This is a genomic window from Pseudomonas sp. PDNC002 (assembly GCF_016919445.1).
In the GTDB taxonomy this organism is placed as follows: domain Bacteria; phylum Pseudomonadota; class Gammaproteobacteria; order Pseudomonadales; family Pseudomonadaceae; genus Pseudomonas.
This window is the reverse complement of the sequence record NZ_CP070356.1, coordinates 1,579,038-1,603,037: the sequence shown is the minus strand read 5'-3', so window position 1 is coordinate 1,603,037 and position 24,000 is coordinate 1,579,038. Positions and strand designations below refer to the sequence as shown.

Annotated in this window: 27 protein-coding genes; 16 read left to right on the top strand and 11 right to left on the bottom strand. The window is 65.6% G+C overall.

Translation table 11 applies throughout. The features are described from left to right. The first annotated feature begins 25 nt into the window (after nt 1-25). From JVX91_RS07410 to JVX91_RS07365, 10 genes are all read left to right on the top strand, one after another. The gene (locus JVX91_RS07410; protein WP_081519589.1) at nt 26-619 is read left to right on the top strand and encodes a YggT family protein; all 594 of its coding nucleotides are present in this window, start codon (nt 26-28) and stop codon (nt 617-619) included. A gap of 5 nt (nt 620-624) precedes the next feature. After that, a complete protein-coding gene (locus JVX91_RS07405; RefSeq protein ID WP_205338677.1) occupies nt 625-915 on the top strand; it encodes a DUF167 domain-containing protein in 291 nt (96 codons plus the stop codon). A gap of 118 nt (nt 916-1,033) precedes the next feature. Further along, the gene (locus JVX91_RS07400) at nt 1,034-3,001 is read left to right on the top strand and encodes a dynamin-like GTPase family protein (RefSeq protein ID WP_205338676.1); all 1,968 of its coding nucleotides are present in this window, start codon (nt 1,034-1,036) and stop codon (nt 2,999-3,001) included. Nucleotides 3,002-3,086: 85 nt separating this feature from the next. Then, nucleotides 3,087-4,226 (top strand): homoserine O-acetyltransferase, encoded by a 1,140-nt coding sequence (locus JVX91_RS07395; protein ID WP_205338675.1) that lies wholly within the window; start codon nt 3,087-3,089, stop codon nt 4,224-4,226. An 8-nt stretch (nt 4,227-4,234) separates the two neighbouring features. Continuing rightward, nucleotides 4,235-4,855: a methionine biosynthesis protein MetW gene (metW, locus tag JVX91_RS07390; RefSeq protein WP_205338674.1), complete on the top strand. Its 621-nt coding sequence runs from the start codon at nt 4,235-4,237 to the stop codon at nt 4,853-4,855. Nucleotides 4,856-4,889: 34 nt separating this feature from the next. Then, entirely contained in the window at nt 4,890-5,312 is a 423-nt protein-coding gene (locus JVX91_RS07385; protein ID WP_205338673.1) for a DUF4426 domain-containing protein, read from the top strand. Continuing rightward, complete coding sequence (rdgB, locus tag JVX91_RS07380; RefSeq protein ID WP_205338672.1) at nt 5,309-5,902, top strand: RdgB/HAM1 family non-canonical purine NTP pyrophosphatase; 594 nt, start codon at nt 5,309-5,311, stop codon at nt 5,900-5,902. The genes JVX91_RS07385 and rdgB overlap by 4 nt, the downstream gene beginning before the upstream one ends. After that, the gene (gene hemW, locus JVX91_RS07375) at nt 5,899-7,086 is read left to right on the top strand and encodes a radical SAM family heme chaperone HemW (protein WP_205338671.1); all 1,188 of its coding nucleotides are present in this window, start codon (nt 5,899-5,901) and stop codon (nt 7,084-7,086) included. Before rdgB ends, hemW begins: the two co-directional genes overlap by 4 nt. An 84-nt stretch (nt 7,087-7,170) precedes the next feature. After that, nucleotides 7,171-7,494 carry a DUF3392 domain-containing protein gene (locus JVX91_RS07370; RefSeq protein WP_205338670.1) on the top strand — a complete coding sequence of 108 codons (324 nt, stop codon included), beginning with the start codon at nt 7,171-7,173 and terminating at the stop codon, nt 7,492-7,494. 42 nt (nt 7,495-7,536) lie between these two features. Continuing rightward, nucleotides 7,537-7,791, top strand: coding sequence for a hypothetical protein (locus JVX91_RS07365; RefSeq protein WP_205338669.1), 255 nt, complete (start codon nt 7,537-7,539; stop codon nt 7,789-7,791). An 897-nt stretch (nt 7,792-8,688) separates the two neighbouring features. Here the strand turns inward: JVX91_RS07365 and JVX91_RS07360 are convergent. The 5 genes from JVX91_RS07360 to JVX91_RS07340 all read right to left on the bottom strand — a co-directional run bounded on the left by JVX91_RS07360 (nt 8,689) and on the right by JVX91_RS07340 (nt 12,540). Then, nucleotides 8,689-10,035 carry a DUF1329 domain-containing protein gene (locus JVX91_RS07360; protein WP_205338668.1) on the bottom strand — a complete coding sequence of 449 codons (1,347 nt, stop codon included), beginning with the start codon at nt 10,033-10,035 and terminating at the stop codon, nt 8,689-8,691. A gap of 168 nt (nt 10,036-10,203) precedes the next feature. Continuing rightward, on the bottom strand, nt 10,204-10,875 hold the full coding sequence (gene trmB, locus JVX91_RS07355; RefSeq protein ID WP_240201760.1) for a tRNA (guanosine(46)-N7)-methyltransferase TrmB: 672 nt from the start codon (nt 10,873-10,875) through the stop codon (nt 10,204-10,206). Between the two features lie 134 nt (nt 10,876-11,009). Next, complete coding sequence (locus tag JVX91_RS07350; protein ID WP_017520102.1) at nt 11,010-11,816, bottom strand: thiazole synthase; 807 nt, start codon at nt 11,814-11,816, stop codon at nt 11,010-11,012. Nucleotides 11,817-11,870: 54 nt separating this feature from the next. After that, nucleotides 11,871-12,071, bottom strand: a complete 201-nt coding sequence (gene thiS, locus JVX91_RS07345) for a sulfur carrier protein ThiS (RefSeq protein WP_205338666.1) — start codon at nt 12,069-12,071, stop codon at nt 11,871-11,873. Nucleotides 12,072-12,171: 100 nt separating this feature from the next. Further along, nucleotides 12,172-12,540, bottom strand: coding sequence for a DUF423 domain-containing protein (locus tag JVX91_RS07340; protein ID WP_169935007.1), 369 nt, complete (start codon nt 12,538-12,540; stop codon nt 12,172-12,174). 32 nt (nt 12,541-12,572) lie between these two features. Between JVX91_RS07340 and mtgA the strand changes: the two genes are divergently transcribed. Next, nucleotides 12,573-13,292, top strand: a complete 720-nt coding sequence (mtgA, locus tag JVX91_RS07335; RefSeq protein ID WP_205338665.1) for a monofunctional biosynthetic peptidoglycan transglycosylase — start codon at nt 12,573-12,575, stop codon at nt 13,290-13,292. 232 nt (nt 13,293-13,524) lie between these two features. On the opposite strand, the gene JVX91_RS07330 is transcribed toward mtgA, so the two are convergent. The 5 genes from JVX91_RS07330 to ftsY form a co-directional block, all read right to left on the bottom strand. Then, nucleotides 13,525-14,139 carry a hypothetical protein gene (locus JVX91_RS07330; RefSeq protein WP_205338664.1) on the bottom strand — a complete coding sequence of 205 codons (615 nt, stop codon included), beginning with the start codon at nt 14,137-14,139 and terminating at the stop codon, nt 13,525-13,527. Between the two features lie 82 nt (nt 14,140-14,221). Continuing rightward, entirely contained in the window at nt 14,222-15,076 is an 855-nt protein-coding gene (rpoH, locus tag JVX91_RS07325; RefSeq protein ID WP_205338663.1) for an RNA polymerase sigma factor RpoH, read from the bottom strand. Nucleotides 15,077-15,187: 111 nt separating this feature from the next. Beyond that, on the bottom strand, nt 15,188-16,198 hold the full coding sequence (ftsX, locus tag JVX91_RS07320) for a permease-like cell division protein FtsX (protein WP_205338662.1): 1,011 nt from the start codon (nt 16,196-16,198) through the stop codon (nt 15,188-15,190). Next, entirely contained in the window at nt 16,198-16,869 is a 672-nt protein-coding gene (gene ftsE, locus JVX91_RS07315; RefSeq protein ID WP_205338661.1) for a cell division ATP-binding protein FtsE, read from the bottom strand. Before ftsE ends, ftsX begins: the two co-directional genes overlap by 1 nt. After that, nucleotides 16,866-18,254, bottom strand: coding sequence for a signal recognition particle-docking protein FtsY (gene ftsY, locus JVX91_RS07310; protein ID WP_205338660.1), 1,389 nt, complete (start codon nt 18,252-18,254; stop codon nt 16,866-16,868). The genes ftsE and ftsY overlap by 4 nt, the downstream gene beginning before the upstream one ends. Before the next feature lie 192 nt (nt 18,255-18,446). Here ftsY and JVX91_RS07305 point away from each other — a divergent pair, with 192 nt between their 5' ends. The 3 genes from JVX91_RS07305 to rsmD are packed head-to-tail and all read left to right on the top strand — an operon-like array spanning nt 18,447 to nt 21,941. Further along, nucleotides 18,447-19,817, top strand: coding sequence for a pitrilysin family protein (locus JVX91_RS07305; protein ID WP_205338659.1), 1,371 nt, complete (start codon nt 18,447-18,449; stop codon nt 19,815-19,817). Continuing rightward, the gene (locus tag JVX91_RS07300; RefSeq protein WP_205338658.1) at nt 19,810-21,333 is read left to right on the top strand and encodes a pitrilysin family protein; all 1,524 of its coding nucleotides are present in this window, start codon (nt 19,810-19,812) and stop codon (nt 21,331-21,333) included. The genes JVX91_RS07305 and JVX91_RS07300 overlap by 8 nt, the downstream gene beginning before the upstream one ends. After that, the gene (gene rsmD, locus JVX91_RS07295) at nt 21,333-21,941 is read left to right on the top strand and encodes a 16S rRNA (guanine(966)-N(2))-methyltransferase RsmD (protein ID WP_205338657.1); all 609 of its coding nucleotides are present in this window, start codon (nt 21,333-21,335) and stop codon (nt 21,939-21,941) included. The genes JVX91_RS07300 and rsmD overlap by 1 nt, the downstream gene beginning before the upstream one ends. Before the next feature lie 5 nt (nt 21,942-21,946). Here rsmD and JVX91_RS07290 read toward each other — a convergent pair whose 3' ends face one another. Next, nucleotides 21,947-22,300, bottom strand: coding sequence for a hypothetical protein (locus tag JVX91_RS07290; RefSeq protein ID WP_205338656.1), 354 nt, complete (start codon nt 22,298-22,300; stop codon nt 21,947-21,949). Between the two features lie 106 nt (nt 22,301-22,406). Here JVX91_RS07290 and JVX91_RS07285 point away from each other — a divergent pair, with 106 nt between their 5' ends. After that, nucleotides 22,407-23,402: a hydrolase gene (locus JVX91_RS07285; RefSeq protein ID WP_205338655.1), complete on the top strand. Its 996-nt coding sequence runs from the start codon at nt 22,407-22,409 to the stop codon at nt 23,400-23,402. Nucleotides 23,403-23,484: 82 nt separating this feature from the next. Then, nucleotides 23,485-23,901 carry a GNAT family N-acetyltransferase gene (locus JVX91_RS07280; protein ID WP_205338654.1) on the top strand — a complete coding sequence of 139 codons (417 nt, stop codon included), beginning with the start codon at nt 23,485-23,487 and terminating at the stop codon, nt 23,899-23,901. The last annotated feature ends 99 nt before the right edge of the window (nt 23,902-24,000 follow it).

Here is a 24,000-nt window from a genome sequence, read left to right as displayed (position 1 = left end):
CCCAACGCTCATCAAGGACCGCCCAATGACCGGACTTTCCACAGCTGCCATCTATGTCATCCAGACGCTGGGCAGCCTGTATCTGCTGATCGTGCTGCTGCGCTTCATCCTGCAACTGGTGCGCGCCGACTTCTACAACCCGCTCAGCCAGTTCATCGTGCGCGCCACCAAGCCGCTGCTGAACCCGCTGCGCCGCGTCATCCCCGGTTTCGGCGGCATCGACTTCGCCTCGCTGGTGCTGGCCATCCTGGTCCAGCTGGTGCTGATGGTCATCACCCTGACCCTGATGGGCTACGGTGTTGGCGGCTACATCCTGCAGCTACTGGTGTGGTCGATCATCGCGGTGACCTCGCTGTTCCTGAAGATCTTCTTCTTCGCCCTGATCATCAGCGTGATCCTCTCCTGGGTCGCCCCGGGCAGCTACAACCCCGGCGCCCAGCTGGTGAACCAGATCTGCGAGCCGTTCCTGGCGCCGTTCCGCAAGCTGCTGCCGAACCTGGGCGGCCTGGATATCTCGCCGATCTTCGCGTTCATCGCGCTGAAACTGATCGACATGCTGGTGATCGGCAACCTCGCCGCCATGACCGGGATGCCGCAGATTCTTTCTCCGTTCATGTAAACGGCATGCCGTTCTATCACTGGGACGGCGAGGACCTGATCCTCGACTGCCACCTGCAGCCCAAGGCGAGCCGCGACGAGTTCGCCGGGCTGCACGGCGAGCGCCTGAAGATCCGCCTCACCGCGCCGCCGGTCGAAGGCAAGGCCAACGCCCATTTGCTGGCCTTCCTCGGCAAAGCCTTTGGCGTGCCGAAAAGCACGGTGAAACTGGAAAGTGGCGAGCTGAATCGCCAGAAGCGCGTGCGCATCCCTCGCCCTACGAAACTTCCTGCGGAACTGGGAATAGCCGCTCGGTAACCTTGGCCGACCTTACGAGTAGGAATGTGCTGTAGGCCAATTGCTATTCCTACGCTCCGTCGCATAATCCACGCCATCCATTCCCCGCGCAGGACGCGCCAGCCCTAGGAACGCCCGGATGAGCATGGAACGTCTCAGTCAGCAGATCGATGCCTACGTCACCTGGAAGCGCGAGTTGGTCCGCGAGATCACCCGCTATCGCAGTTGGCTGGAGCGCAGTCGGCTGAACACGCCGGAAATCGAGAACCGCCTCGAACGCACCCTGCGCCTGCTACGCGTCGACCACATCACCCTGGCCTTCGTCGGCGAGTATTCGCGCGGCAAGACCGAGCTGATCAACAGTCTGTTCTTCGCGGGCTATGGCCGGCGCATGCTGCCTTCCCAGGCCGGGCGCACCACCATGTGCCCCACCGAGCTGTTCTTCGACCCGCGTTCGGAGCGCCCCTACATCCGCCTGCTGCCCATCGAGACCCGCGTCGCCGAAGCCAGCGTGGCGCAGTTCAAGCGCATCCCCCGGCACTGGGTGAACATTCCGCTGGATACCTCGGATCCGGCCAACATGGCGCTGGCCTTCGCCCAGGTCGCCAAGACCAAGCCGCTGCCGGTGGAGCAGGCGATCCAGCTGGGCTTCCACCCGGACATGCTGGAAGCGAGCGACAAGCCCGGCATCGTGCTGGTGCCAGCCTGGCGCCACGCCCTGGTCAACTTCGACCATCCGCTGCTGCGCCAGGGCCTGCGCATCCTCGATACGCCCGGCCTGAACGCCCTGGGCAGCGAGCCGGAGCTGACCCTGTCGATGCTGCCCAGCGCGCAATCGATCCTCTTCCTGCTCGCCGCCGATACCGGTGTCACCGCCTCCGACATGGCGATCTGGCAGGACCACATCCGTCAGCTCGGCGAAGACAGCCACACCACGCTCTACGCGGTACTGAACAAGATTGACGTGCTGTGGGATGACCTGGCCGGCGAGAGCTTCGTGCAGAACGCCATCCGCCAGATTCAGGACACCACCGCGCGCCAACTGGGCATCGCCCGCGACGACGTGTTGCCGCTGTCGGCCAAGCAGGCCCTGCTGGCCAAAGTGCGTGGCGACCGCGAACTGCTCGCGCGCAGCCAGATGGACGCACTGGAGAGCCTGCTCTGCGAGCGCATCGTCGCGCAGAAGGAACGGCTGCTTGAAGACGCGGTGGTCGGCCAGGTGCTGGCGCTGGTCAACAACAGCCAGCACAGCCTGCGCGTGCGCCTGGAGAAGGTGAAGGAGCAGCAGGCGCTGCTCAACGACCAGCAGCAGGACAGTGGACAGTTGCTGTTCGAGCTGACCGCGCGGACCAAGGACGACCATAACCTGCACCACAAGCGCCTGCTCAGCCTGAAGACCAACCAGCGCCTGCTGCGCCACCAGGGCGAGCAACTGCGCGACGCGGTGCGCGCCGAACGCCTGGAGCAGCATCTGAAGAAGGTCCACGAGAAACTGCGCGGCAGCTGGACCACCGTCGGCATCAACCAGGCGATCCTGCAGTTCTTCCGCACCGTGCAGGGTGATCTCGTCGCCCTGGGCCACGAGGCGGAAACCGCCAACCGCATGGTGGCGGCCATCTATCTGCGGCACAACGAGGAAAACCCGCTCAACGCGCTGGACGCCCCGCAGTTCCGCGTCGAACGCTACCTGCGCGAACTGGCGAAACTGCAGGAGAAGGCGGACCGCTTCCGTCTGCACCTGAAAACCCTACTGACCGAGCAACGCACCCTGACCCGGCGTTTCTTCGCCACCGTCGCCCAGGAAGTCATCGGCCTGCACCAGCGCCTGCGCGAGGAAGCCGAGCAATGGGCCGCCGACGCCCTGATGCCGCTGATGCAGTACAGCCTGGAGCACAAGCAGATGCTGGAGACGCACATGCTGCGGCTCAAGTCGCTCGCCCAGGAAACCCAGCAGGCGCGCCAACGCTCCCTGCTGCTCGGACGCTATACCGAGGAGCTGGAAACCCAGCTCACCGAAGCCACCGACATCCTCCGCCAGCTGCGCCGTCCCTCGCCGCTGCAACGCCAGGCCAAAGTGGTCAACCTGCCCACCTCCCAGCGCGCCTGAAACCCGCGCCACGCCGCCCCCGGAGCTTGCCGCAGGGGGCGGTGCTCTTTAGACTGGCCGTCCTTTTTATTCATGAGCTGGGTCGATGCCAACAGTCTTCCCCGAAGATTCCGTCGGTCTGGTCTCTCCCCAGACGCTGCAGTTCAACGAACCGCTGCCCCTGGCCTGCGGCAAGACCCTGCCCGAATACCAGCTGGTGATCGAGACCTACGGTGAGCTGAACGCCACGGCAAGCAACGCCGTGCTGATCTGCCACGCCCTCTCCGGCCACCACCATGCCGCCGGCTATCACAGCGAGGACGAGCGCAAGCCAGGCTGGTGGGACAGCTGTATCGGCCCGGGCAAGCCCATCGACACCCGCAAATTCTTCGTCGTCGCGCTGAACAACCTGGGCGGCTGCAACGGCTCCACCGGCCCGACCAGCCTCAACCCCGCCACCGGCAAGACCTATGGCGCGGATTTCCCCGTCGTCACCGTGGAAGACTGGGTACATAGCCAGGCGCGGCTGGCCGATCGCCTGGGCATCCAGAGCTGGGCCGCCATCGTCGGCGGCAGCCTGGGCGGCATGCAGGCGCTGCAGTGGACCATCAGCTACCCCGAGCGCGTGCGCCACTGCCTGTGCATCGCCAGCGCGCCCAAGCTGTCGGCGCAGAACATCGCCTTCAACGAAGTCGCGCGCCAGGCGATCCTCTCCGACCCGGAGTTCTTCGGCGGCCACTTCCAGGAACACGACGTGATTCCCCGCCGCGGCCTGCGCCTGGCGCGGATGGTCGGGCACATCACCTACCTGTCCGATGACGCCATGGGCGCCAAGTTCGGCCGCGACATGAAGTCGGAGAAGCTCAACTACGACCTGCACAGCGTCGAGTTCCAGGTGGAAAGCTACCTGCGCTACCAGGGCGAGGAGTTCTCCACCCGCTTCGACGCTAACACCTACCTGCTGATGACCAAGGCGCTGGACTACTTCGACCCGGCCGCCGCCCACGGCGACGACCTGGCGCGCACCCTGTCCGGGGTGAAGGCGGACTTCTGCCTGATGTCCTTCACCACCGACTGGCGCTTCTCCCCCGCGCGCTCGCGGGAAATCGTCGATGCGCTGCTGGCGGCGAAGAAGAACGTCAGCTACCTGGAAATCGACGCTCCGCAAGGCCACGACGCCTTCCTGATGCCGATTCCACGCTACCTGCAAGCCTTCAACGGCTACATGAAACGCATCAGCGTATAAGGAACACCATGCGCGCCGACCTGGAAATCATCCAAGACTGGATCCCCGCCGGCAGCCGCGTGCTCGACCTGGGCTGCGGCGACGGCGAGTTGCTCGCCTGGCTGCGCGACCACAAGCAGGTCGGCGGCTACGGCCTGGAAATCGACGCCGAAAAGATCGCCAAATGCATCGAACGCGGCGTCAACGTGATCGAACAGGACCTCGACAAGGGCCTGGGCAACTTCGCCAGCGACAGCTTCGACGTCGTGGTGATGACCCAGTCGCTGCAGGCCCTGCGCTATCCGGACAAGGTGCTTGCGGAGATGCTGCGCGTGGGCAAGACCTGCATCATCACCTTCCCCAACTTCGGCCACTGGCGCTGCCGCTGGTACCTCGCGCGCAATGGCCGCATGCCGGTGTCGGAGTTCCTTCCGTACACTTGGTACAACACGCCGAACATCCACTTCTGCACCTTCCGCGACTTCGAGGCGCTCTGCCACGAGCAGCACGCGAAGGTGCTGGACCGCCTGGCGGTGGACCACGAGCACCAGCATGGCTGGGCCTCGCGAATCTGGCCTAATCTGTTGGGTGAGATCGGCATCTACCGGATCAGCGGCGCTGGCGTGCAAGACCACCGCATCGCCGTCTGATCGCGGCTATCTGATAGAGCCCGGGAGAAACATCATGCGCCGCCTGCTTACCTTCTTCGCCTGCCTGGTCCTCGCCCTGCCCGCCTTCGCCGAACAGGTGAAGCGCCTGGGTGACCTGCAGGTGCACTACAGCGTATTCAACTCCAGCTTCCTCCAGCCCAATGTCGCGCAAGCGGTGGGCGTGGTGCGCAGCAAGACCCAGGGCGTGATCAACATCGTGCCGCTGGACGCCAGCGGCAAGCCGGCCAACGCCACCGTCGCCGGCTCCGCCAAGAACCTGATGGGCCAGAGCATTCCCCTGACCTTCAAGCGCGTGGTCGAGGAAGGCGCCGTGTACAACCTGGCGCAGTTCCCCATCGAAGGCCGCGAAACCCTGACCTTCTCCATCCAGGTCCAGTCCGGAAGCGAAGCGCCGCAAAGCTTCGACTTCATGCAGGAAATCTTCCCAGACGAATGATCAAGCTCGAACAACTGGTGCTGGCCAGTCACAACGCCGGCAAGCTCAAGGAACTCCAGGCCATGCTCGGAGCCCACGTGAAGGTGCGCTCCATCGGCGAGTTCAGCGATGTGGAGCCCGAAGAGACCGGCCTGTCCTTCGTCGAGAACGCCATCCTCAAGGCCCGCAACGCCGCGCGCATCTCCGGCCTGCCGGCACTGGCCGACGACTCGGGCCTGGCGGTGGACTTCCTCGGCGGCGCGCCGGGCATCTACTCCGCGCGCTACGCCGACGGCAAGGGTGATGCGGCGAACAACGCCAAGCTGCTCGATGCGCTGAAGGACGTGCCGGACGAGGCGCGCGGCGCCCAGTTCGTCAGCGTGCTGGCGCTGGTTCGCCATGCCGACGACCCGCTGCCGATCCTCTGCGAAGGCCTCTGGCACGGCAGCATCCTGCGCGAAGCCCGCGGCGAGCACGGCTTCGGCTACGACCCGCTGTTCTGGGTGCCGGAAGCCGAGTGCTCCAGCGCCGAACTGCCGCCCGAGCAGAAGAACCAGCTCAGCCACCGCGCCCGCGCCATGGCCCTGCTGAAGCAACGGCTGGGTCTATGAGCCAGGCAGGAAGCCACGGGCTCGACGCCGGGCCGGTGGTTTCCGGCTTCCGCCTGCCACCGCTGTCCGCGTACGTACACATCCCCTGGTGCGTGCGCAAATGCCCCTATTGCGACTTCAACTCCCACGCCGCTGGCCCGGAGCTACCGGAAGACGCCTACGTCGAGGCGCTGCTGGCTGACCTCGCCGCCGACCGCGGGTACGTCCACGGTCGCAAGCTGACGTCGATCTTCTTCGGCGGCGGCACACCCAGCCTGTTCTCCGCCAGCGCACTGGGCCGCATCCTCGAAGGGCTGGAAAAGCAGGTCGGTTTCGAGAGCGATATCGAGATCACCCTGGAAGCCAACCCCGGCACCTTCGAGCAGGCCAAGTTCGCCGATTACCGCAAGCTGGGGATCAATCGCCTGTCCGTCGGCATCCAGAGCTTCCAGGCCGAGAAGCTCAAGGCGCTGGGCCGTATCCATGATGGCGACGAGGCCGTGCGCGCCGCCGAGATGGCCCGCCGCGCAGGCTTCGACAACTTCAACCTGGACCTGATGCATGGCCTGCCGGACCAAAGCGTCGAAGACGCGCTGAGCGATCTGCAGCAGGCCATCGCCCTGGCGCCGACGCACCTGTCCTGGTACCAGCTGACCATGGAGCCGAACACGGTGTTCTGGAGCCAGCCGCCGGAGCTGCCCGAAGACGACCAGCTGTGGGAAATCCAGGAAGCCGGCCAGGCACTGCTCGCCGAGGCGGGTTACGTGCAGTACGAAACCTCCGCCTACGCCCGAGACGGCAAGCGCGCACGGCACAACCTGAACTACTGGACCTTCGGCGACTTCCTCGGCATCGGCGCCGGCGCCCACGCCAAGCTGAGCACCCCGGAAGGCCGCATCCTGCGCACCTGGAAGACCCGCCTGCCGAAGGACTACCTGAACCCGGGGAAACCCTTCCAGGCCGGCGAACGCGACCTGGAAGCGGGCGACCTGCCCTTCGAGTTCATGATGAACGCCCTGCGCCTCACCGACGGCGTGCCGGCGGCGACCTTCGCCGAGCGCACCGGCCTGCCGCTGGCGGCCATCGAGGAAGCCTGCCGTCAAGCGCGCAAGGACGGCCTGCTGCTGGACGACCCGCAGCGTCTGGCCCCGTCCGAGCGCGGCCAGTTGTTCCTCAACGACCTTCTGCAGCGCTTCCTGCCCTGAGCTTTCAAGGCAAGTGCGGGCGGGCGACGGTAGCGTCGCCCGCCGTGTACACTCCCCGGCGACTCTCGATCCCAAGGAGCCCCAATGGACTTCGCGCTCGACCTGATTGCCAACGTCTCCCGCTGGTGCCGCGGCCACCTGTCCGACATCGCCCTGGCGATCATGGCCACCGTGCTGGTGCTGTTCGGCCCGGCGATCAACGCCTGGGTACAGCAGCGCATCGGCAGCCTGAACTTCGTCTTCCGCACCCTGCTGTTCGTGCTGATCTGCGCCGTGGGCTACGGCCTGGCGATGGTCTTCGTCACCCCCTGGCTGGCCAAGGGCCTGGGGTATTTCAACAACTACACCCTGGCGCCCGTCCTGCTGCTAGTGTTCTTCGTGATTGGCATGATCGCCGACCGCAACTGATCGCGGTGCCTCCGGCGGTTGGCCCCCACCGCCGGAGGACACATGAAACCGATCAAGCATCTCTACCTGCATTTCGCCGACGGCCAACGCCTGGCCCTGCGCTTCCCGCAACAGAGCGACGACCCCGCCGAAGTAGCCCGTGGCATCCGCAAGCAAATGGAATCGCCGGTCATCAGCATCGAGGTGGACGGCGACCTGCTGATCATCCCGCGCAACAGCATCAAATACCTGCAGATCAGCCCGGCGCCAATGCGCATGCCGGAGACCACGGTGCTTGGCGCCGAGTTGATCGAGTAGGCAGGGATCCATGGCCGCCCTGCGGGCGGCATCGCGGACAAGGTCCGCTCCTACAAGTCGACGTTTTTCGTAGGAGCGGACCTTGTCCGCGATCGGCGTGTGCAGGCACGCCCCAAAAGCAGAGGCCGCCTCGCGGCGGCCTCTGCTGGACTCAGTTACCCTCCCGGCGCAAGACCTGCGGGGTTAAGTCACGCGCGCCCAGCGGGACCTTGAAGCATCGCGGACAAGGTCGCCCCCACAGGTCCGACGCTTTTCGTAGGAGCGGACCTTGTCCGCGATCGGCGTATGCAGGCAAACCCCAAAAGCAGAGGCCGCCTCGCGGCGGCCCCTGCTGGACTCAGTTACCCTCGCGGCGCAAGGCCTGCGGGGTGAAATCGCGCGGGCCCAGCGGGACCTTGAAGCATCGCGGACAAGGTCGCTCCCACAGGTCCGACGCTTTTCGTAGGAGCGGACCTTGTCCGCGATCGGCGTATGCAGGCAAACCCCAAAAGCAGAGGCCGCCTCGCGGCGGCCTCTGCTGGACTCAGTTACCCACCCGGCGCAAGGCCTGCGGAGTTAAGTCACGCGCGCCCAGCGGGACCTTGAAGCGTCGCAGACAAGGTCCGCCCCCACAGGTCCGACGCTTTTCGTAGGAGCGGACCTTGTCCGCGATCGGCGTGCACAGGCACACCCCACAAGCAGAGGCCGCCTCGCGGCGGCCTCTGCTCGACTCAGTTACCCTCCCGGCGCAAGGCCTGCGGGGTTAAGTCGCGCGCGCCCAGCGGGACCTTGAAGCATCGCAGACAAGGTCCGCCCCCACAGGTCCGACGCTTTTCGTAGGAGCGGACCTTGTCCGCGATCGGCGTGCACAGGCACGCCCCAAAAGCAGAGGCCGCCTCGCGGCGGCCTCTGCTGGACTCAGTTCCCCTCGCGGCGCAAGGCCTGCGGGGTGAAATCGCGCGGGCCCAGCGGGACCTTGAAGTCGTACATCGGCTCGTTGTTGTCGAGGCCGTCGACGAAGTAGCGCGCCCCCTCGAAGTCGTACAGCGCTTCCAGGGTGCTGAGCACCATGGGCACGTCGTAGTAGTTGATCGGGTGCACTTCCTGGGCACGGATCAGCTTGCCGTCGGCGTTGTAGATATCCGAGGCAAGGATCTGCCAGCTGTCCTCATCCAGGTAGAAACGACGCTTGGCGAACGGATGGTTCATGCCCTTGCGCAGGGTCGCCTCGACTACCCACACGCGGTGCGGCTCGTAGCGCAGCAGCTCGGGGTTGAGCGTCTTGGTCTTGAGGATATCCGCGTAGGGAATGCCCTTCTGGTGCACCGCGTAGCTGTTGTATGGCACGAGCATCTCGCGCTTGCCCAGCAGCTGCCAGTCGTAGTGGTCCGGCGCGCCGTTGTAGACATCCACGGTATCGGCGGTGGCCAGGCCGTTGGTGTCCGGTTGCAGGGTGTCGTAGGCCAGGCTCGGCAGGCGGCGCACGCGGCGCTCGCCGCTGTTGAAGCGCCAGGCCTTGCGGATCGACAGCACCTGGTCGATGGTCTCCTGCACCACCAGCGCGGAACCGGCGAGCTTGGCCGGGGCGACGATGTTGTACTTGTAGTAGAACAGCGTGTTGTTCAGGTCCTGCGGGGTCATGCCCTCGCGGCCGTAGTTGAAGTACACGTAGCGATCGAGCTTGAGCAGGTTGTAGCTGCCGCTGGCGAGCACGGCGGCCTGGTTGGTCACCATGTGAATCTGCTCGCCACGGTAACGCATGATGTGGTTCCAGATGACTTCCAGGCCGGTCTTCGGCATCGGGAATGGCACACCGGCGGCAGCGCCCTGCACGCCGTTACCATCGGCGATCAGCTCGGCGTTTTCGGCGTTGAAGCGGGTGGCGTCATAAATGCGCTGGGGCAGCGAGGCGCTGCGGCGGCTGGGGAAGACGCGCAGGTAGTAGTCCGGGTTCTCCTGCAGCAGCGCCTGGGTGCCGGGCGTGAGCAGCGCCTGGTACTGCGCCAGGTTCTTGCTGTCGATCTTGTACTGCATGGCGTCGCCAGCGTACGGATCGAGGTGATGGGTGCCGGGCTGGTAACCCGCCGGGGCGGTGGTGATGCCGCCGGTCCAGGCGGGGATGGTGCCGCTGGCGTTGCCGGCCATTTCCGCCCCCATGGGCGTCAGGTCGCGGCCCAGTCGAGCGGCCTCGGTGGCATCGACTTTCGCCTGCGCCGGCAGGGCCCACGCCCCCGCCATCAGCAGTACAGCAAGTTTCTTCAACACAGCAGACTCCTTTGCGATGGACTCCTGTCCATCACTCTTATTTTCGTCCGCGGCGGATGCCGCTTTTTATTCAGGAGGTGAGGGTGGCCTTGGCGGCCTGCCGGGTTATCCCGGTCTGATAGATGTTCATCCGTGAAAAAGGCCTGCTGCGCAGGCCTTTTCGGTCGATCAGTCGACGCGCTCGAACTTCAGGTCCCAGACGCCATGGCCGAGTCGCTCCCCGCGACGTTCGAACTTGGTGACCGGACGCTCTTCCGGGCGCGGCACATAGGTATTATCGGCCGAAAGGTTGCGGTAGCCGGGTGCGACATTCATCACTTCCAGCATGTGCTCGGCATATTGTTCCCAGTCGGTGGCCATGTGCAGCACGCCGCCGACCTTCAGCTTCTGCCGCACCAGCTCGGCCCAGGCCGGCTGCACGATGCGACGCTTGTGGTGGCGCGACTTGTGCCACGGGTCCGGGAAGAACAGCAGCAGGCGATCGAGGCTGGCATCGGCGACGCAGTCGCGCAGCACTTCGATGGCGTCGCAGCTGTAGACGCGGATGTTGGTGAGGTCCTGGGTCAGCATGCCGTTGAGCAGCGCGCCGACGCCTGGCCGGTGCACTTCCACGCCGATGAAGTCCTGCTCCGGCGCGGCAGCGGCCATCTCCAGGGTGGCGTGGCCCATGCCGAAGCCGATCTCGAAGGTGCGCGGCGCCTGGCGCCCGAACACTTCATCGAAGTCCCGCGCGCCGTCGGCCAGCTCCAGGCCGAATTTCGGCCAGCCCTGATCGAGGCCACGCTGCTGGCCCTCGGTCATGCGGCCGGCACGCATCACGAAGCTCTTGATGGCGCGCATCGGACGGTTGTCGGCGTCGGGCTGGTTCTCGGGCTGATTTTCGGGAATGTCACTCATGACTCGGACCTTGCGGGTAAATGCACACGCGGGCCGGCTGCGACTGGCAAACCGGCCCGCGTGTCGAAGTGGAAACGTTAGTTGATCAGACCCGTCATCGGCGAAGACGCGCTGGCGTACAGCTTGCGCGGCATGCGGCCGGCCAGGTAAGCCAGGCGGCCGGCGACGATGGCGTGCTTCATGGCCTCGGCCATCATCACCGGGTTCTGCGCGTGGGCGATGGCGGTGTTCATCAACACGGCTTCGCAACCCAGTTCCATGGCGATGGTGGCGTCGGAGGCGGTGCCCACGCCGGCATCCACCAGCACCGGAACGGTGGCTTCTTCAAGGATGATGCGCAGGTTGTACGGGTTGCAGATGCCCAGGCCCGAGCCGATCAGGCCGGCCAGCGGCATCACCGCGATGCAGCCGATCTCGGCCAGCTGGCGCGCAATGATCGGGTCGTCACTGGTGTACACCATGACGTCAAAGCCATCCTTGACCAGCACTTCGGCGGCCTTGAGGGTTTCCACGACATTGGGGAAAAGGGTCTTCTGGTCGGCCAGGACTTCCAGCTTGACCAGGTTGTGGCCGTCCAGCAGCTCGCGAGCCAGGCGGCAGGTGCGCACGGCTTCGACGGCGTCGTAGCAGCCGGCGGTGTTCGGCAGGATGGTGTAGCGATCCGGCGGGATCACGTCCAGCAGGTTCGGTTCGCCCGGGTTCTGGCCGATGTTGGTGCGGCGCACCGCGACGGTGACGATCTCGGCGCCCGAGGCCTCGATGGCGACGCGGGTCTCTTCGAGGTCCTTGTACTTGCCGGTACCGACCAGCAGGCGCGAATTGTAGGTGCGACCAGCCAGGGTGAAGGGCTTGTCGACCGGCAGGTTGGAGTTGGGTTGGCTCATCGGATCACTCCTGAAGGAAAGGCGGGCGGGGCCTGAAAGTCTGGGAGGCGGCCGCTAGCCGCCGCCGATGGCATGCACCACTTCCACCTGGTCGCCTTCGCTCAGGGCGGTGGCGGCGTGCTGGCTGCGCGGCACGATGTCCAGATTGAGCTCGACCGCGACACGCTTGCCGGTGAGGTCGAGACGCTCGAGCAGGTTGGCGACGGTGTGGCCGTCGGGCAGCTCGAAGGGTTCGCCATTCAACTGAATACGCATGGGCGGGACGGTCGTTGCTGGAGGGGGTCGCATTCTAGCCCGATCGCGGCGGATGACCAAGGTATCCGGGCGTCGCACTCGGGCTTTTCTGACATCCGGGTCAACCCAGCTGGAAGGCCGCCACCAGCAGCAGCGCCCAGCCGATGAGGAAGAACAGTCCGCCGATTGGCGTGATGATGCCCACGCCCAGGCCCGCCAGGGTCAGCAGGTAGAGGCTCCCGGAGAACAGCAGGATACCGACGGTGAATGCCCAGCCGGCGAGGCTGATGAGGGTGCCGCCGATGTGCGCGGTGAGCAGCGCCACGCCGAACAGTGCCAGGGCGTGCAGCATCTGGTAGTGCACGCCGGTCTGGAACACCGCCAGGTACTCGGGCGTGAGCTTGTTCTTCAGGCCGTGGGCGGCAAAGGCGCCAAGGGCAACCCCGGTGAAACCGAAGAACGCGGCGAGCATCAGGAAAGTACGCAGCATGGGACAGCTCCAGGCAGGTGAGTGCCGCTATAATGGCCCGCTCATCCGCCCAGGCAAAGCCTCGAATGCCCAAGCTGCTCCGCCGCCTGCTCAAGATCGCGCTCTGGTTCGTCGCCGTCAGCGTGGCGCTGGTCATCATTCTGCGCTGGGTGCCACCGCCGGGAACCATGGTGATGGTCGAGCGCAAGGTCGAATCCTGGTTCAACGGCAAGCCCATCGACTTGCAGCGCAGCTGGCGCTCCTGGGACGAACTGCCCGAGAGCCTCAAGCTCGCGGTGATCGCTGGCGAGGACCAGAAGTTCGCCGAGCACCACGGTTTCGACCTGCCGGCGATCCAGAAGGCCCTCGCGCACAACGAGCAGGGCGGCAAGGTCCGCGGCGGCAGCACCATCAGCCAGCAGGTGGCGAAGAACGTCTTCCTCTGGACCGGCCGCAGCTGGGTGCGCAAGGGCTTCGAGGCCTGGTTCACCCTGCTGATCGAAACCTTCTGGTCCAAGCAGCGGATTCTCGAGGTCTATCTCAATAGCGTGGAATGGGATGCCGGCGTATTCGGCGCCCAGGCCGCTGCGCAGCATCACTTCGGCGTCGACGCCAAGCGCCTGTCACAACAGCAGGCCAGCCTGCTGGCTGCCGTGCTGCCCAACCCACGTAAATGGAGCGCCGGCAAACCCGGCCCCTACGTGCGCCAGCGCGCCTCGTGGATTCGCCAGCAGATGTGGCAGTTGGGTAGCGAGTATCTGCAGCGGCTTTAAATACCGGCTGCGTCACGGGAAACATCAGTGTTCGGGATTTCCCCTCTCCCTAACCCTCTCCCTGAAGGGAGAGGGAATTGTTCGGTGCCAGCAGACAGTCCCGAGACCTCCTGACGCAACAGAAGGAGCACTAAAGCCAGACACCGCTCTGGACTGCCCCCTCTCCCTTCAGGGAGAGGGCTGGGGAGAGGGAGCTTCAGGGAGCTCGATTTCTATAGCGCGCGAACAAGCCCTAAGGCGCCTCGCCGACCTTGAAGGTGCTGCGCGGGACCACACGAATCCATTGCAGCGTGCCATCACGGTGCAGCACGGTCATGCCTTTCTCTGGATAGACCCAGGTCTCGCCGCCATCCACCTGCAGACGCAGGCGCGGATCCCCCAGGCTCACCGCCAGCCGTCCCACCGCTAGATCTTCCTGCGGCGCCAGCGCCAGCTCGGAGACCGGCTTGTTGCCCAGTTGGCTCATCAGCTCGGCACTCAGCGGCTGGTCCTTGCTGCCAGGCTGCATGCCAGTCGCCTTGGCCAGGCTGGCGTGCTCGGCCTCGCTCAGCGCCAGTTCCGCCTCAACGTGCCAAGGGCCCTCTTCCGTCACCAACCGCCCACGATAGTGCAGCTGCGGGCCGTCCTGACTGGCAGTCAGCCACAGCTCACCGGGCTGCTGGTCCTGCAGCTCGTTCAGGCTCAGGCTGTCCTCGGCCAGCGGCTCGAAGACCTTTTCCTTCCAGTCATTGAACCACTGCGGCGGTTTGGGTGGCGCCGCGGTGCGGGCGACCCAGGTACCCAGGCCGAAGGCCAGCAAGGCGATGACCAGGAAGAACATCCCGTGGACGGGACGCAGGCGCGGCATGGGACTCTCCAGACGCTAGAAGCGGACAGAAAAAAACCGCACCAGGGTGCGGTTCGCGACTCGCAGGGCGCGTCGAAGCCGATCAGGCTTCGATGCGACCCTTGAGCTTGTTCATCGCGTTCTTTTCCAACTGACGAATCCGCTCGGCGGATACGTTGTACTTGGCTGCCAGGTCGTGCAGCGTCGCTTTTTCCTCGGCCAGCCAACGCTGGTGGAGAATGTCGCGACTGCGGTCGTCCAGGCCTTCCAGCGCCTCGTGCAGGCTGGCGGTGGAGCTGTCGCTCCAGTCCGCTTCCTCCAGCTGGCGAGCCGGGTCGTAGCGATGGTCTTCCAGATAGTGCGCCGGGGACTGGTAGGCACTGTCGTCGTCGGCATCCGCCGCCGGATCGAAGGCCATGTCCTGTCCGGTGAGACGGCTTTCCATCTCGCGGACTTCGCGGGCCTCGACACCGAGGGTTTCCGCGACACGGTGCACTTCATCGTTGCTCAGCCAGGCCAGTTTCTTCTTCTGGCTGCGCAGGTTGAAGAACAGCTTGCGCTGCGCCTTGGTGGTCGCGACTTTCACGATCCGCCAGTTGCGCAGGATGAACTCATGGATTTCCGCCTTGATCCAGTGGACGGCGAACGACACCAGGCGCACACCCATTTCCGGGTTGAAGCGCTTCACGGCCTTCATCAGGCCGACGTTGCCTTCCTGGATCAGATCGGCCTGAGCCAGGCCGTACCCGGAATAACTCCGGGCGATATGCACGACGAAGCGCAGGTGCGCCAGAACCATTTGCCGTGCCGCTTCCAGATCTTGCTGGTAGAAGAGGCGTTCGGCCAGTTCGCGCTCCTGCTCCGGCGTCAGCAGCGGAATGCTGTTCACCGAGTGCACATAGGCTTCCAGGTTTGCACCGGGAGCCAGGGCATAAACAGGTTGCAGAGAAGTGGTCATGCGAATCCTCCGATTCACGAAACTCGCGCAGTGTAGCACTGCGAAATCTGACTGCAAGCGGGTGTAAAAGTTCCTTTACACCCACTTTAACCCCAGCGAAATCAGGGGGTTTCAGCGCGGCGCCAGCTCACGCAGATGGCGCGCCACGGCCAGCCAGGCACCGATCCAGCCCAGCAGCACCGCACCAACGGTCAGCGACAGGCCGTCATCCACCGGTACCCCCGCCAATCCGAAATCACTGCCATACAAGCCGGCCAGGTTGACCACGGAGGCGTTCAGCCAGTCCAGGCCGAACGCCAGCAGCGCCCAGGACAGCACGCCCGCGCCCAACCCATAGAGGGCGCCCATATAGAGGAAGGGACGACGCACATAACCGTCCGTCCCGCCGACGAGCTTGATCACTTCGATTTCGTTACGGCGATTTTCGATGTGCAGGCGGATGGTGTTGCCAATCACCAGCAACAGCGTCAGTACCAGCACCAGGGTCAGGCCGAAGACGAAGCGATCGCCCAGCTTGAGGATCGCCGACAGCCGCTCGACCCAGACCAGGTCGAGCTGCGCCTGTTGTACACCCGGCAGTTCCGACAGCCGTTGACGCAGGGCATCCAGTTGCGCCCGGTCGATCTGCTTGGGCGTCACCGAAATCACGGCCGGCAGCGGATTATCCGGCAATTCCTTCAGCGCCTCGCCGAGGCCGGACTGTTCCTGCAACTCTTTCAGCGCATCCTCACGACTGATCAACTGCGCCTCGATCACGTCGGGCATCTTTTCGATCTGCTCGCGCAGGTCCTGACCCTGGCTTTCGCTGGCCTTCAGGTCGAGGAACAGCGAAATCTGCGCAGCGCGCTGCCACGAACCGCCGAGGCGCTCGACGTTGTTCAGCAGCAGCGACAGGCCCATCGGCAGGCTCAGGGTGATGCCCATCACCAGGCAGGTGAAGAAGCTGCCGAAGGGATGGCTGACCAGACGGTGCAGGCTGTCCATCAGGCTGGCGCGGTGGTTTTCCGCGTAGGCCGAGAGCGAGGCGCTGTGGTCCTGGTGCTCGTTGTCGTCCGGGCGCTCGCGCGTGTAGCGCTGCGGGGTGCCCTCTTCCTCGCCGCGAGGCAGGTCATTGGCGCTCATCAGGCGTTCTCCTCACGGTCGGCGATGATTCGGCCGCGCTGCAGGGTGATCATCCGGTGGCGCATCCGCGCGATCAGCGCCAGGTCGTGGCTGGCGATCAGCACGGTGGTGCCCAGGCGGTTGATGTCTTCGAAGACGGACATGATTTCCGACGCCAGGCGCGGGTCGAGGTTACCCGTCGGTTCATCCGCGAGCAGCAGGGCCGGGCGGTGCACCACCGCACGGGCGATGCCGACGCGCTGCTGCTGGCCGGTGGAGAGGTCGGACGGACGGTCCTCGGCCTTTTCCTTCAGGTTCACCCGGTCCAGCGCCGCTTCGACGCGGTAGGCGATGTCCGCCTTGGGCAGGCCGAGGATCTGCATGGGCAGCGCGACGTTCTCGAACACGCTGCGGTCATTCAGCAACTGGTGGTTCTGGAACACCACGCCGATCTGTCGGCGCAGGAAAGGAATCTGCGCGGTGGAAATGCGCGAGACGTCCTGCCCGCCCAGCAGCAGCTTGCCGGAAGAGGGCCGCTCCATCGCCAGGATCAGGCGCAGCAGGGTGCTCTTGCCCGCACCGGAGTGACCGGTGACGAACATGATCTCGCCGCGGTGCACGCGGAACGAGATCTCGTGCAGGCCGACATGGCCGTTGGGATAGCGTTTGCCGACCTGCTCGAAGCGGATCATGCGATCTCCCGGGTCTCGAACAATGCTCTGACGAAAGCGTCGGCCTCGAAGGTTCGCAGATCGTCGATCCCTTCACCGACACCGATGTAGCGGATCGGCAGCGCGAACTGCTTGGCCAGGGCGAAGATCACCCCGCCCTTGGCGGTGCCATCCAGTTTGGTCAGGGCCAGACCGGTCAGCTCAACGGCGTTGTTGAACTGCTTGGCCTGGTTGATGGCGTTCTGTCCGGTACCGGCATCCAGTACCAGCAGGACTTCGTGGGGAGCCGTGTCGTCCAGCTTGCCGATCACGCGGCGCACCTTCTTCAGCTCTTCCATCAGGTTGTCCTTGGTGTGCAGGCGACCGGCGGTGTCGGCGATCAGCACGTCCACGCCACGGGCCTTGGCGGCCTGCACGGCGTCGAAGATCACCGAGGCGGAATCGGCGCCGGTATGCTGGGCGATCACCGCGATGTTGTTGCGTTCGCCCCAGACCTGCAGCTGCTCGACGGCGGCGGCGCGGAAAGTGTCGCCGGCGGCCAGCATGACTTTCTTGCCGTCCTGCTGGAGCTTCTTGGCCAGCTTGCCGATGGTGGTGGTCTTGCCGACGCCGTTCACGCCGACGACCAGGATCACATAGGGCTGTTTGTCGTTGGTGATGGTCAGCGGCTGTTCGACCGGGCGCAGCAGGGTGGCCAGCTCCTCCTGCAGGGCCTTGTACAGCGCCTCGCTGTCGGCCAGTTCCTTGCGCGCCACGCGCCTGGTCAGGTTCTGCACGATGGCGGTGGTGGCCTCGACGCCGACGTCGGCGGTCAGCAGGCGGGTTTCGATTTCGTCGAGCAGGTCGTCATCGATGGCTTTCTTGCCCAGGAACAGGCTGGCCATGCCTTCGCCGAGGCTGGCGCTGGTCTTCGACAGACCTTGTTTCAGGCGGGCGAAGAAGCCCAGTTTCGACGGTTCGCTGGCGGCAGGTTTGGTCTGCGGCTCGGGTTCAGTCTCGGGCTGTGGGGCGACCTCGGGTTCCGGCTGGGCGACCACGACGGGCGCTTCGGCCACGGGCTCGGGCTGAACGGGCGCTGGCTCGACCGGCAGGACAGCCGGCTGCGGCGCTTCGGCAACGATCGGCTGCGGGGCGGGCTGCACCAGCGGCTCGACCGGTACGGCGGCCGGCACTACGTCGATAACCGGTTCGGGAGCCGGCTCGGCGTGCGGTGCGACCGGCTCGGCTTGTGCGGCAGGCGTTTGTTCGGGCCCAGGAACGGGCTCGGCGGCAATCGGTTGTTCTACCGGCTGCTCGACTTCGGCGGCGGGTTGTTCCTCGGCTTGCGGCTTCTTGCGCAACCAGCCGAACAGACCCTTCTTCTCCCCGGCTGGCGGGGCCTTCTTGTCGTCGTTGGAACCAAACATGTAGGGATCGAATCTCTAGGGGACGCCACGGGATGCGGGCAGCAAAAAAGCCTCGAAACAGCTTTGAGAAGCCCTGAACGTGGCCGCCCGGAAAACGGATGGGTATCCTAGCATCTCCTCGCCCGCCGGGGTTAAGAGGCTGGCCACCAGCCTGCATAGACCCCGCGGACAGCCCGAAAGGTTCAGTCCACGATGAAAACCCTTGCACGCCGCCACGCCGGCCTGCTGCTCGGCTCCCTGTTGCTGCCGCTGATGGCGAGCGCTGCGGAACCACAGCCCACCCACGAATACACCCTGGACAACGGCCTGAAGGTCGTCGTTCGCGAAGACCACCGCGCCCCTGTGGTGGTTTCCCAACTCTGGTACAAGGTCGGCTCCAGCTACGAGACGCCCGGCCTCACCGGCCTCTCCCACGCCCTGGAACACATGATGTTCAAGGGCAGCCGCAAGCTAGGCCCCGGCCAGGCATCGCTGGTGCTGCGCGACCTGGGCGCGGAAGAGAACGCGTTCACCACCGACGACTACACCGCCTATTACCAGGTGCTGGCCCGTGACCGCCTGCCGGTGGCGCTGGAGCTGGAAGCCGACCGCATGGCGCACCTCGCCCTGCCGGCCGACCAGTTCAAGAGCGAGATCGAGGTGATCAAGGAGGAACGCCGCCTGCGCACCGAGGACAAGCCCAGCGCGCTGGCCTTCGAACGCTTCAAGGCCGCCGCCTATCCCGCCAGCGGCTACCGCACGCCGACCATCGGCTGGATGGCCGACCTGCAGCGCATGACCATCGAAGACCTGCGCCACTGGTACCAGGCGTGGTACGCGCCGAACAACGCCACCCTGGTCGTGGTCGGCGACGTTACCGGCAACGAAGTGAAGGCCCTGGCCGAAAAGTACTTCGGCGAGATTCCCAAGCGTGACCTGCCCGCCGCGCGCAAACCGCTGGAGCTGGCCGAGCCGGGTGAACGTCGTCTCAAATTGCACGTACGCACCCAGTTGCCCAGCCTGATCATGGGCTTCAACGTGCCGACCCTGGGCAGCAGCGACGACGCCAAGCAGATCAACGCCCTGCGCCTGGTCTCGGCGATCCTCGACGGCGGCTACAGCGCCCGCCTGGCCTCGCGCCTGGAGCGCGGCGAGGAAATCGTCGCTGGCGCCTCGGCTTCCTACGACGCCTTCTCCCGTGGCGACGGCCTGTTCTTCCTCTCCGCCACGCCCAACGTGCAGACCGGCAAGACCCTCGACCAGGTCGAGGCCGCGCTGTGGAAGCAGTTGGAAGACCTCAAGCAGAACCCGCCGAGCAAGGAAGAACTGGAGCGCGTACGCGCCCAGGTCATCGCCGGTCTGGTCTACGAGCGCGACTCCATCGCGGGACAAGCCAGCACCATCGGCGAACTGGAAAGCGTCGGCCTCGGCTGGCGTCTGGCGGACAAGGACCTGGAAGCCATCCAGGCCGTCACCGCCGAAGATATCCAGCAAGCCGCCCGCACCTATTTCACCCGCTCCCGCCTGACCCTCGCCCAGGTCCTGCCGGAAGTCGCCACCGACAAGGAGCCGAGCCATGAGTGAACGTAATGGCCTGCGCTACGGCCTGGTCGGGCTGATCGTCATCGCGCTGATCGCCGGACTGGTGCTGTTCGTTTCCCGCCCCGCCGCCGAGCCCGAAGCGGCCGCGCCCGCACCTGCACCTGCACCTGCACAACCAGCTCTCGCCGAAAACGCCGCACCCACCGGCCTGCAATCGCTCGCCGAAGCCGCCGGCAAGGCGCCCAGCCACCGCAAGCTGAATATCCAGCAATGGCAGACCGCCGAAGGCGCCCGCGTGCTTTTCGTCGAAGCCCATGAACTGCCGATGTTCGACCTGCGCCTGACCTTCGCCGCCGGCAGCAGCCAGGACGGCGATGCCTACGGCCTGGCCATGCTGACCAACGCCATGCTCAACGAAGGCGTGCCCGGCAAGGACACCAGCGCCATCGCCGCCGGTTTCGACGACCTGGGCGCCAACTTTGGCAACGGCTCCTACCGCGACATGGCCGTGGCCAGCCTGCGCAGCCTGAGCGAGCCGAGCAAGCGTGACGCCGCGCTGGCGCTGTTCGACCAGGTGATTGGCCAGCCGACCTTCCCTGAGGAGGCCCTGGCGCGCATCAAGAACCAGGTCATGGCCGGCTTCGAGTACCAGAAGCAGAACCCCGGCAAGCTGGCGGGCCTTGAGCTGTTCAAGCGGCTCTACGGCGACCATCCCTACGCCCACTCCAGCGACGGCAACGAGAAGTCGGTACCCAAGATCAGCGTCGCCCAGCTGCGCGCCTTCCACCAGAAGGCCTACGCCGCCGGCAACGTGGTCATCGCGCTGGTCGGCGACCTGACCCGCGAGCAGGCCGAATCCATCGCCGGCAGCGTTTCCAAGTCGCTGCCCAAGGGCCCCGCCCTGCCCGCGCCGGGCGAGCCGCAGACACCCAAGGCCGGCGTCACCCACATCGAGTTCCCGTCCAAGCAGACCCAGCTGATGCTGGCGCAACTGGGCATCACCCGTAACGATCCGGACTACGCCGCGCTCTACCTGGGCAACCAGATCCTCGGCGGCGGCGGCTTCGGTACCCGCCTGATGGACCAGGTGCGCGAGAAGCGCGGCCTGACCTACGGCGTGTACTCCGGCTTCACCGGCATGCAGTCGCGCGGGCCGTTCACCATCGGCCTGCAGACCCGCGCCGAAATGAGCGAAGGCACCCTCAAGCTGGTACAGGACATCGTCCGCGACTACCTCGACAAGGGTCCGACGCAGAAGGAACTGGACGACGCCAAGCGCGAACTGGCCGGCAGCTTCCCGCTGTCCACCGCGAGCAACGCCGATATCGTCGGCCAGCTGGGCGCCATCGGCTTCTACAACCTGCCGCTGGATTACCTGGAAACCTTCCTCAGCCAGGTCCAGGGCCTGAGCGTGGAGCAGGTGAAGGAAGCGATGCGCCGCCACCTCGACCCGGACGCTTTCGTCATCGTCACCGCCGGCCCCACCGTGCCGCAGCAACCGCTGCCGCCGCCCACCGACAAGCCCGCCGCGCAACCCGCCGGCGTACCGGAGCACTGATGAGCAAACGACCCGGCGGCGCCCCGCGCGCCGTACAGAAGCCCCACGGCGGCCAGGGCCAGTTGCGCATCATCGGCGGCGAATGGCGCAGCCGGCGCTTCGCCTTCCCCGACGGCCCGGGCCTGCGCCCGACGCCGGACCGGGTGCGCGAAACCCTGTTCAACTGGCTGGCGGCCTACGTCCCTGGCGCCCGCGTGCTCGATCCCTTCGCTGGCAGCGGCGCGCTGTTCCTCGAAGCGCTATCGCGCGGCGCCAGCGCGGGCCTGGCGCTGGATACCAACGGCGAAGCCGTGGCCGCCCTGCGCGGCACCCTCGACACCTTGAAATGCGCCAACGGCCAGTTGTTGATGACCGACTCGCTGCGCTACCTCGATGCGCCGGCATCGCAAGCCTTCGACCTGGTCTTCCTCGACCCGCCCTTCCACCAGGACCTGCTGCAGAACGCCTGCCGCCTGCTGGAAGAGCGCGGCTGGCTGGCCAAGGACGCCTGGATCTACACCGAAAGCGAAGCGGTGCCCTCCAGCCTCGGCCTGCCGGGTAACTGGCGGTTGCATCGGGAGAAAACCGCGGGCTCGGTGCATTACGCGCTGTGGCAGCGGGAAGGCTGATCCCGTCAGATGGATTTGCCGATGTCGACGGAGCTGACGCGGGTCAGCTCCACGCCATCCACCACCATTTTCCATTGGTTGCCGTCCCGATAGGGCGGCTTCGAGACCTTGAAGTGGGTATCGAGGAACCCGACGCCCACGGTGAATCCATCGGCGTCGTAGCTCTTGATCGGCGCCTCGATGGAGCGCGAGCCGCCGCCCGAGAGGCGCTTGTAGGCCACGCGGCCGTCCACCGTGATGAGCAGGCTCATTTGGGCCGAACGCCAATCCCCGACGTACGCCCTGTGTTCCTGCGGTACCGGCTCGCCACAGGCCGCCAGCCATAACGCCAGGCTCAGCGCCGCGATTTTCTTCCACATGCCTCCACTCCTTTCCATGGGTTCGCCGCGCCGAGGGAGCGCAAGACACCATCGCGGGGCTGACTTGGCGTTACTATCGCAGCTTGTCAGCCCCCACTGCTCAATGATGACTATACCTTCCCCGTTCAAACCCGCCTGGTGGCTCCCCGGCCCGCACCTGCAGACGCTCTATGGCTCGCTCCTGCGCCAGTTACCCAGTCTCCTGCGCACCCGCGAGCGCCTGTGGCTGGAAGATGGCGACTTCATCGATCTGGACTGGCACGGCCCGCACGAAGCCGATGCACCGCTGGTGCTGGCGCTGCACGGGCTGACCGGCTCGTCGTCCTCGCACTATATCGTCGGCCTGCAACAACAACTGGCGGCGCAGGGCTGGGCCAGCGTGGCGCTGAACTGGCGCGGCTGCTCGGGCGAGTCGAACCTGCTGCCGCGCGGCTATCACTCAGGCGTCAGCGAAGACCTCGCCTCGGTGGTCGCCCATGTCCGCGCCAAACGGCCAATGGCGCCGCTCTATGCGGTGGGTTATTCGCTGGGCGGCAATGTACTGCTCAAGTACCTGGGCGAATCTTCGGAGGATTGCCCGCTGAAAGGCGCGGTCGCGGTGTCGGTGCCGTTCCGCCTGGACCAGTGTGCGGACCGCATCGGCATCGGCTTCTCCAAGGTCTACCAGGCACACTTCATGCGCGAGCTGGTGGCCTATGTGCAGACCAAGCGCCAGGCCTTCGCCGCCGGCGGTCATGCGGAAAACCTTGCCGCGCTGGAACGCCTCGGCCCGCTCGATGGCATGCGCACCTTCTGGGACTTCGATGACCGGGTGACTGCGCCGCTGCACGGTTTCGCCGATGTGCACGACTACTACCGGCGTGCTTCCAGTCGCTACTACCTGGGCGGCATACGGGTGCCGACGCTGATCATCCAGTCCAGCGACGATCCGTTCATCCACGCGAATAGTGTGCCCCAGCTGGACGAACTGTCTGCCTCGACTCAGCTGGAGCTTTTGTCCCACGGTGGCCACGTCGGCTTCATTGGCGGCTCGCCGGGGCGTCCGGATTATTATCTGGAGCGCCGTATTCCGCAGTGGCTGCGCGACCGCCAGCCGCGCTGACTGCCCTGGATCAGCAATGCGCGGCAACAATGGGGCACACTGGAAAGGCACCAGGAAGGAAACGCCAGAAAGGAGCGCCGCCATGCACGACACGCCGCTGACGATCCTGCACAACCCGGCACTGAGCGACGCCCAGTGCGCCGGTATTGCCGCGCTGTACCGCGCCGTGGGTTGGGGCTCCCCCGGCAGCGCCGCGGAACTGCGCGATCTCTATGAATTCTCCAGCTACTTCCTGCTGGCCCTGGACGGCGACCAAGTGCTCGGCCTGCTGCGTGCGGAAAGCGAGACGGCACAGACCACCTGGCTGGCGGAGATCGCCGTGCTGCCGGGCTTCCAGTCGCGCGGGATCGGCCTGGCGCTGATGGCGCGCTTCCTCGCCGACCACCCGAACCGCACGCTCTACACGGACGCCACCGAGGGTGTGGAGGAATTCTTCCTGCGCCATGGCATCGCCCTGCGCCGGCCACGGGTACCGGGACCGCGCAAGGTGGATGCCTGATCGATCAAAGCGGGAAGTAATGCTGGCATGAGCTCACTTCCCAAGAGCCCCTCACCCTAACCCTCTCCCACAGGGAGAGGGGACCGTTCGGTGCAGGTT

What these genes read in the sequence shown, in the direction of transcription:
- hemW (WP_205338671.1), top strand. Translation starts at nt 5,899, where the DNA reads ATGAGCCAGGCAGGAAGCCACGGGCTCGACGCCGGGCCGGTGGTTTCC.
- JVX91_RS07370 (WP_205338670.1), top strand. Translation starts at nt 7,171, where the DNA reads ATGGACTTCGCGCTCGACCTGATTGCCAACGTCTCCCGCTGGTGCCGC.
- JVX91_RS07330 (WP_205338664.1), bottom strand. Translation starts at nt 14,139, where the DNA reads ATGCCGCGCCTGCGTCCCGTCCACGGGATGTTCTTCCTGGTCATCGCC.
- JVX91_RS07385 (WP_205338673.1), top strand. Translation starts at nt 4,890, where the DNA reads ATGCGCCGCCTGCTTACCTTCTTCGCCTGCCTGGTCCTCGCCCTGCCC.
- JVX91_RS07400 (WP_205338676.1), top strand. Translation starts at nt 1,034, where the DNA reads ATGAGCATGGAACGTCTCAGTCAGCAGATCGATGCCTACGTCACCTGG.
- JVX91_RS07280 (WP_205338654.1), top strand. Translation starts at nt 23,485, where the DNA reads ATGCACGACACGCCGCTGACGATCCTGCACAACCCGGCACTGAGCGAC.
- mtgA (WP_205338665.1), top strand. Translation starts at nt 12,573, where the DNA reads ATGGCCCGCTCATCCGCCCAGGCAAAGCCTCGAATGCCCAAGCTGCTC.
- metW (WP_205338674.1), top strand. Translation starts at nt 4,235, where the DNA reads ATGCGCGCCGACCTGGAAATCATCCAAGACTGGATCCCCGCCGGCAGC.
- JVX91_RS07290 (WP_205338656.1), bottom strand. Translation starts at nt 22,300, where the DNA reads ATGTGGAAGAAAATCGCGGCGCTGAGCCTGGCGTTATGGCTGGCGGCC.
- JVX91_RS07405 (WP_205338677.1), top strand. Translation starts at nt 625, where the DNA reads ATGCCGTTCTATCACTGGGACGGCGAGGACCTGATCCTCGACTGCCAC.
- ftsY (WP_205338660.1), bottom strand. Translation starts at nt 18,254, where the DNA reads ATGTTTGGTTCCAACGACGACAAGAAGGCCCCGCCAGCCGGGGAGAAG.
- JVX91_RS07395 (WP_205338675.1), top strand. Translation starts at nt 3,087, where the DNA reads ATGCCAACAGTCTTCCCCGAAGATTCCGTCGGTCTGGTCTCTCCCCAG.
- JVX91_RS07350 (WP_017520102.1), bottom strand. Translation starts at nt 11,816, where the DNA reads ATGAGCCAACCCAACTCCAACCTGCCGGTCGACAAGCCCTTCACCCTG.
- ftsE (WP_205338661.1), bottom strand. Translation starts at nt 16,869, where the DNA reads ATGATCCGCTTCGAGCAGGTCGGCAAACGCTATCCCAACGGCCATGTC.
- rpoH (WP_205338663.1), bottom strand. Translation starts at nt 15,076, where the DNA reads ATGACCACTTCTCTGCAACCTGTTTATGCCCTGGCTCCCGGTGCAAAC.
- JVX91_RS07300 (WP_205338658.1), top strand. Translation starts at nt 19,810, where the DNA reads ATGAGTGAACGTAATGGCCTGCGCTACGGCCTGGTCGGGCTGATCGTC.
- JVX91_RS07305 (WP_205338659.1), top strand. Translation starts at nt 18,447, where the DNA reads ATGAAAACCCTTGCACGCCGCCACGCCGGCCTGCTGCTCGGCTCCCTG.
- trmB (WP_240201760.1), bottom strand. Translation starts at nt 10,875, where the DNA reads ATGCGCGCCATCAAGAGCTTCGTGATGCGTGCCGGCCGCATGACCGAG.
- ftsX (WP_205338662.1), bottom strand. Translation starts at nt 16,198, where the DNA reads ATGAGCGCCAATGACCTGCCTCGCGGCGAGGAAGAGGGCACCCCGCAG.
- thiS (WP_205338666.1), bottom strand. Translation starts at nt 12,071, where the DNA reads ATGCGTATTCAGTTGAATGGCGAACCCTTCGAGCTGCCCGACGGCCAC.
- JVX91_RS07340 (WP_169935007.1), bottom strand. Translation starts at nt 12,540, where the DNA reads ATGCTGCGTACTTTCCTGATGCTCGCCGCGTTCTTCGGTTTCACCGGG.
- JVX91_RS07410 (WP_081519589.1), top strand. Translation starts at nt 26, where the DNA reads ATGACCGGACTTTCCACAGCTGCCATCTATGTCATCCAGACGCTGGGC.
- JVX91_RS07365 (WP_205338669.1), top strand. Translation starts at nt 7,537, where the DNA reads ATGAAACCGATCAAGCATCTCTACCTGCATTTCGCCGACGGCCAACGC.
- JVX91_RS07285 (WP_205338655.1), top strand. Translation starts at nt 22,407, where the DNA reads ATGACTATACCTTCCCCGTTCAAACCCGCCTGGTGGCTCCCCGGCCCG.
- rdgB (WP_205338672.1), top strand. Translation starts at nt 5,309, where the DNA reads ATGATCAAGCTCGAACAACTGGTGCTGGCCAGTCACAACGCCGGCAAG.
- rsmD (WP_205338657.1), top strand. Translation starts at nt 21,333, where the DNA reads ATGAGCAAACGACCCGGCGGCGCCCCGCGCGCCGTACAGAAGCCCCAC.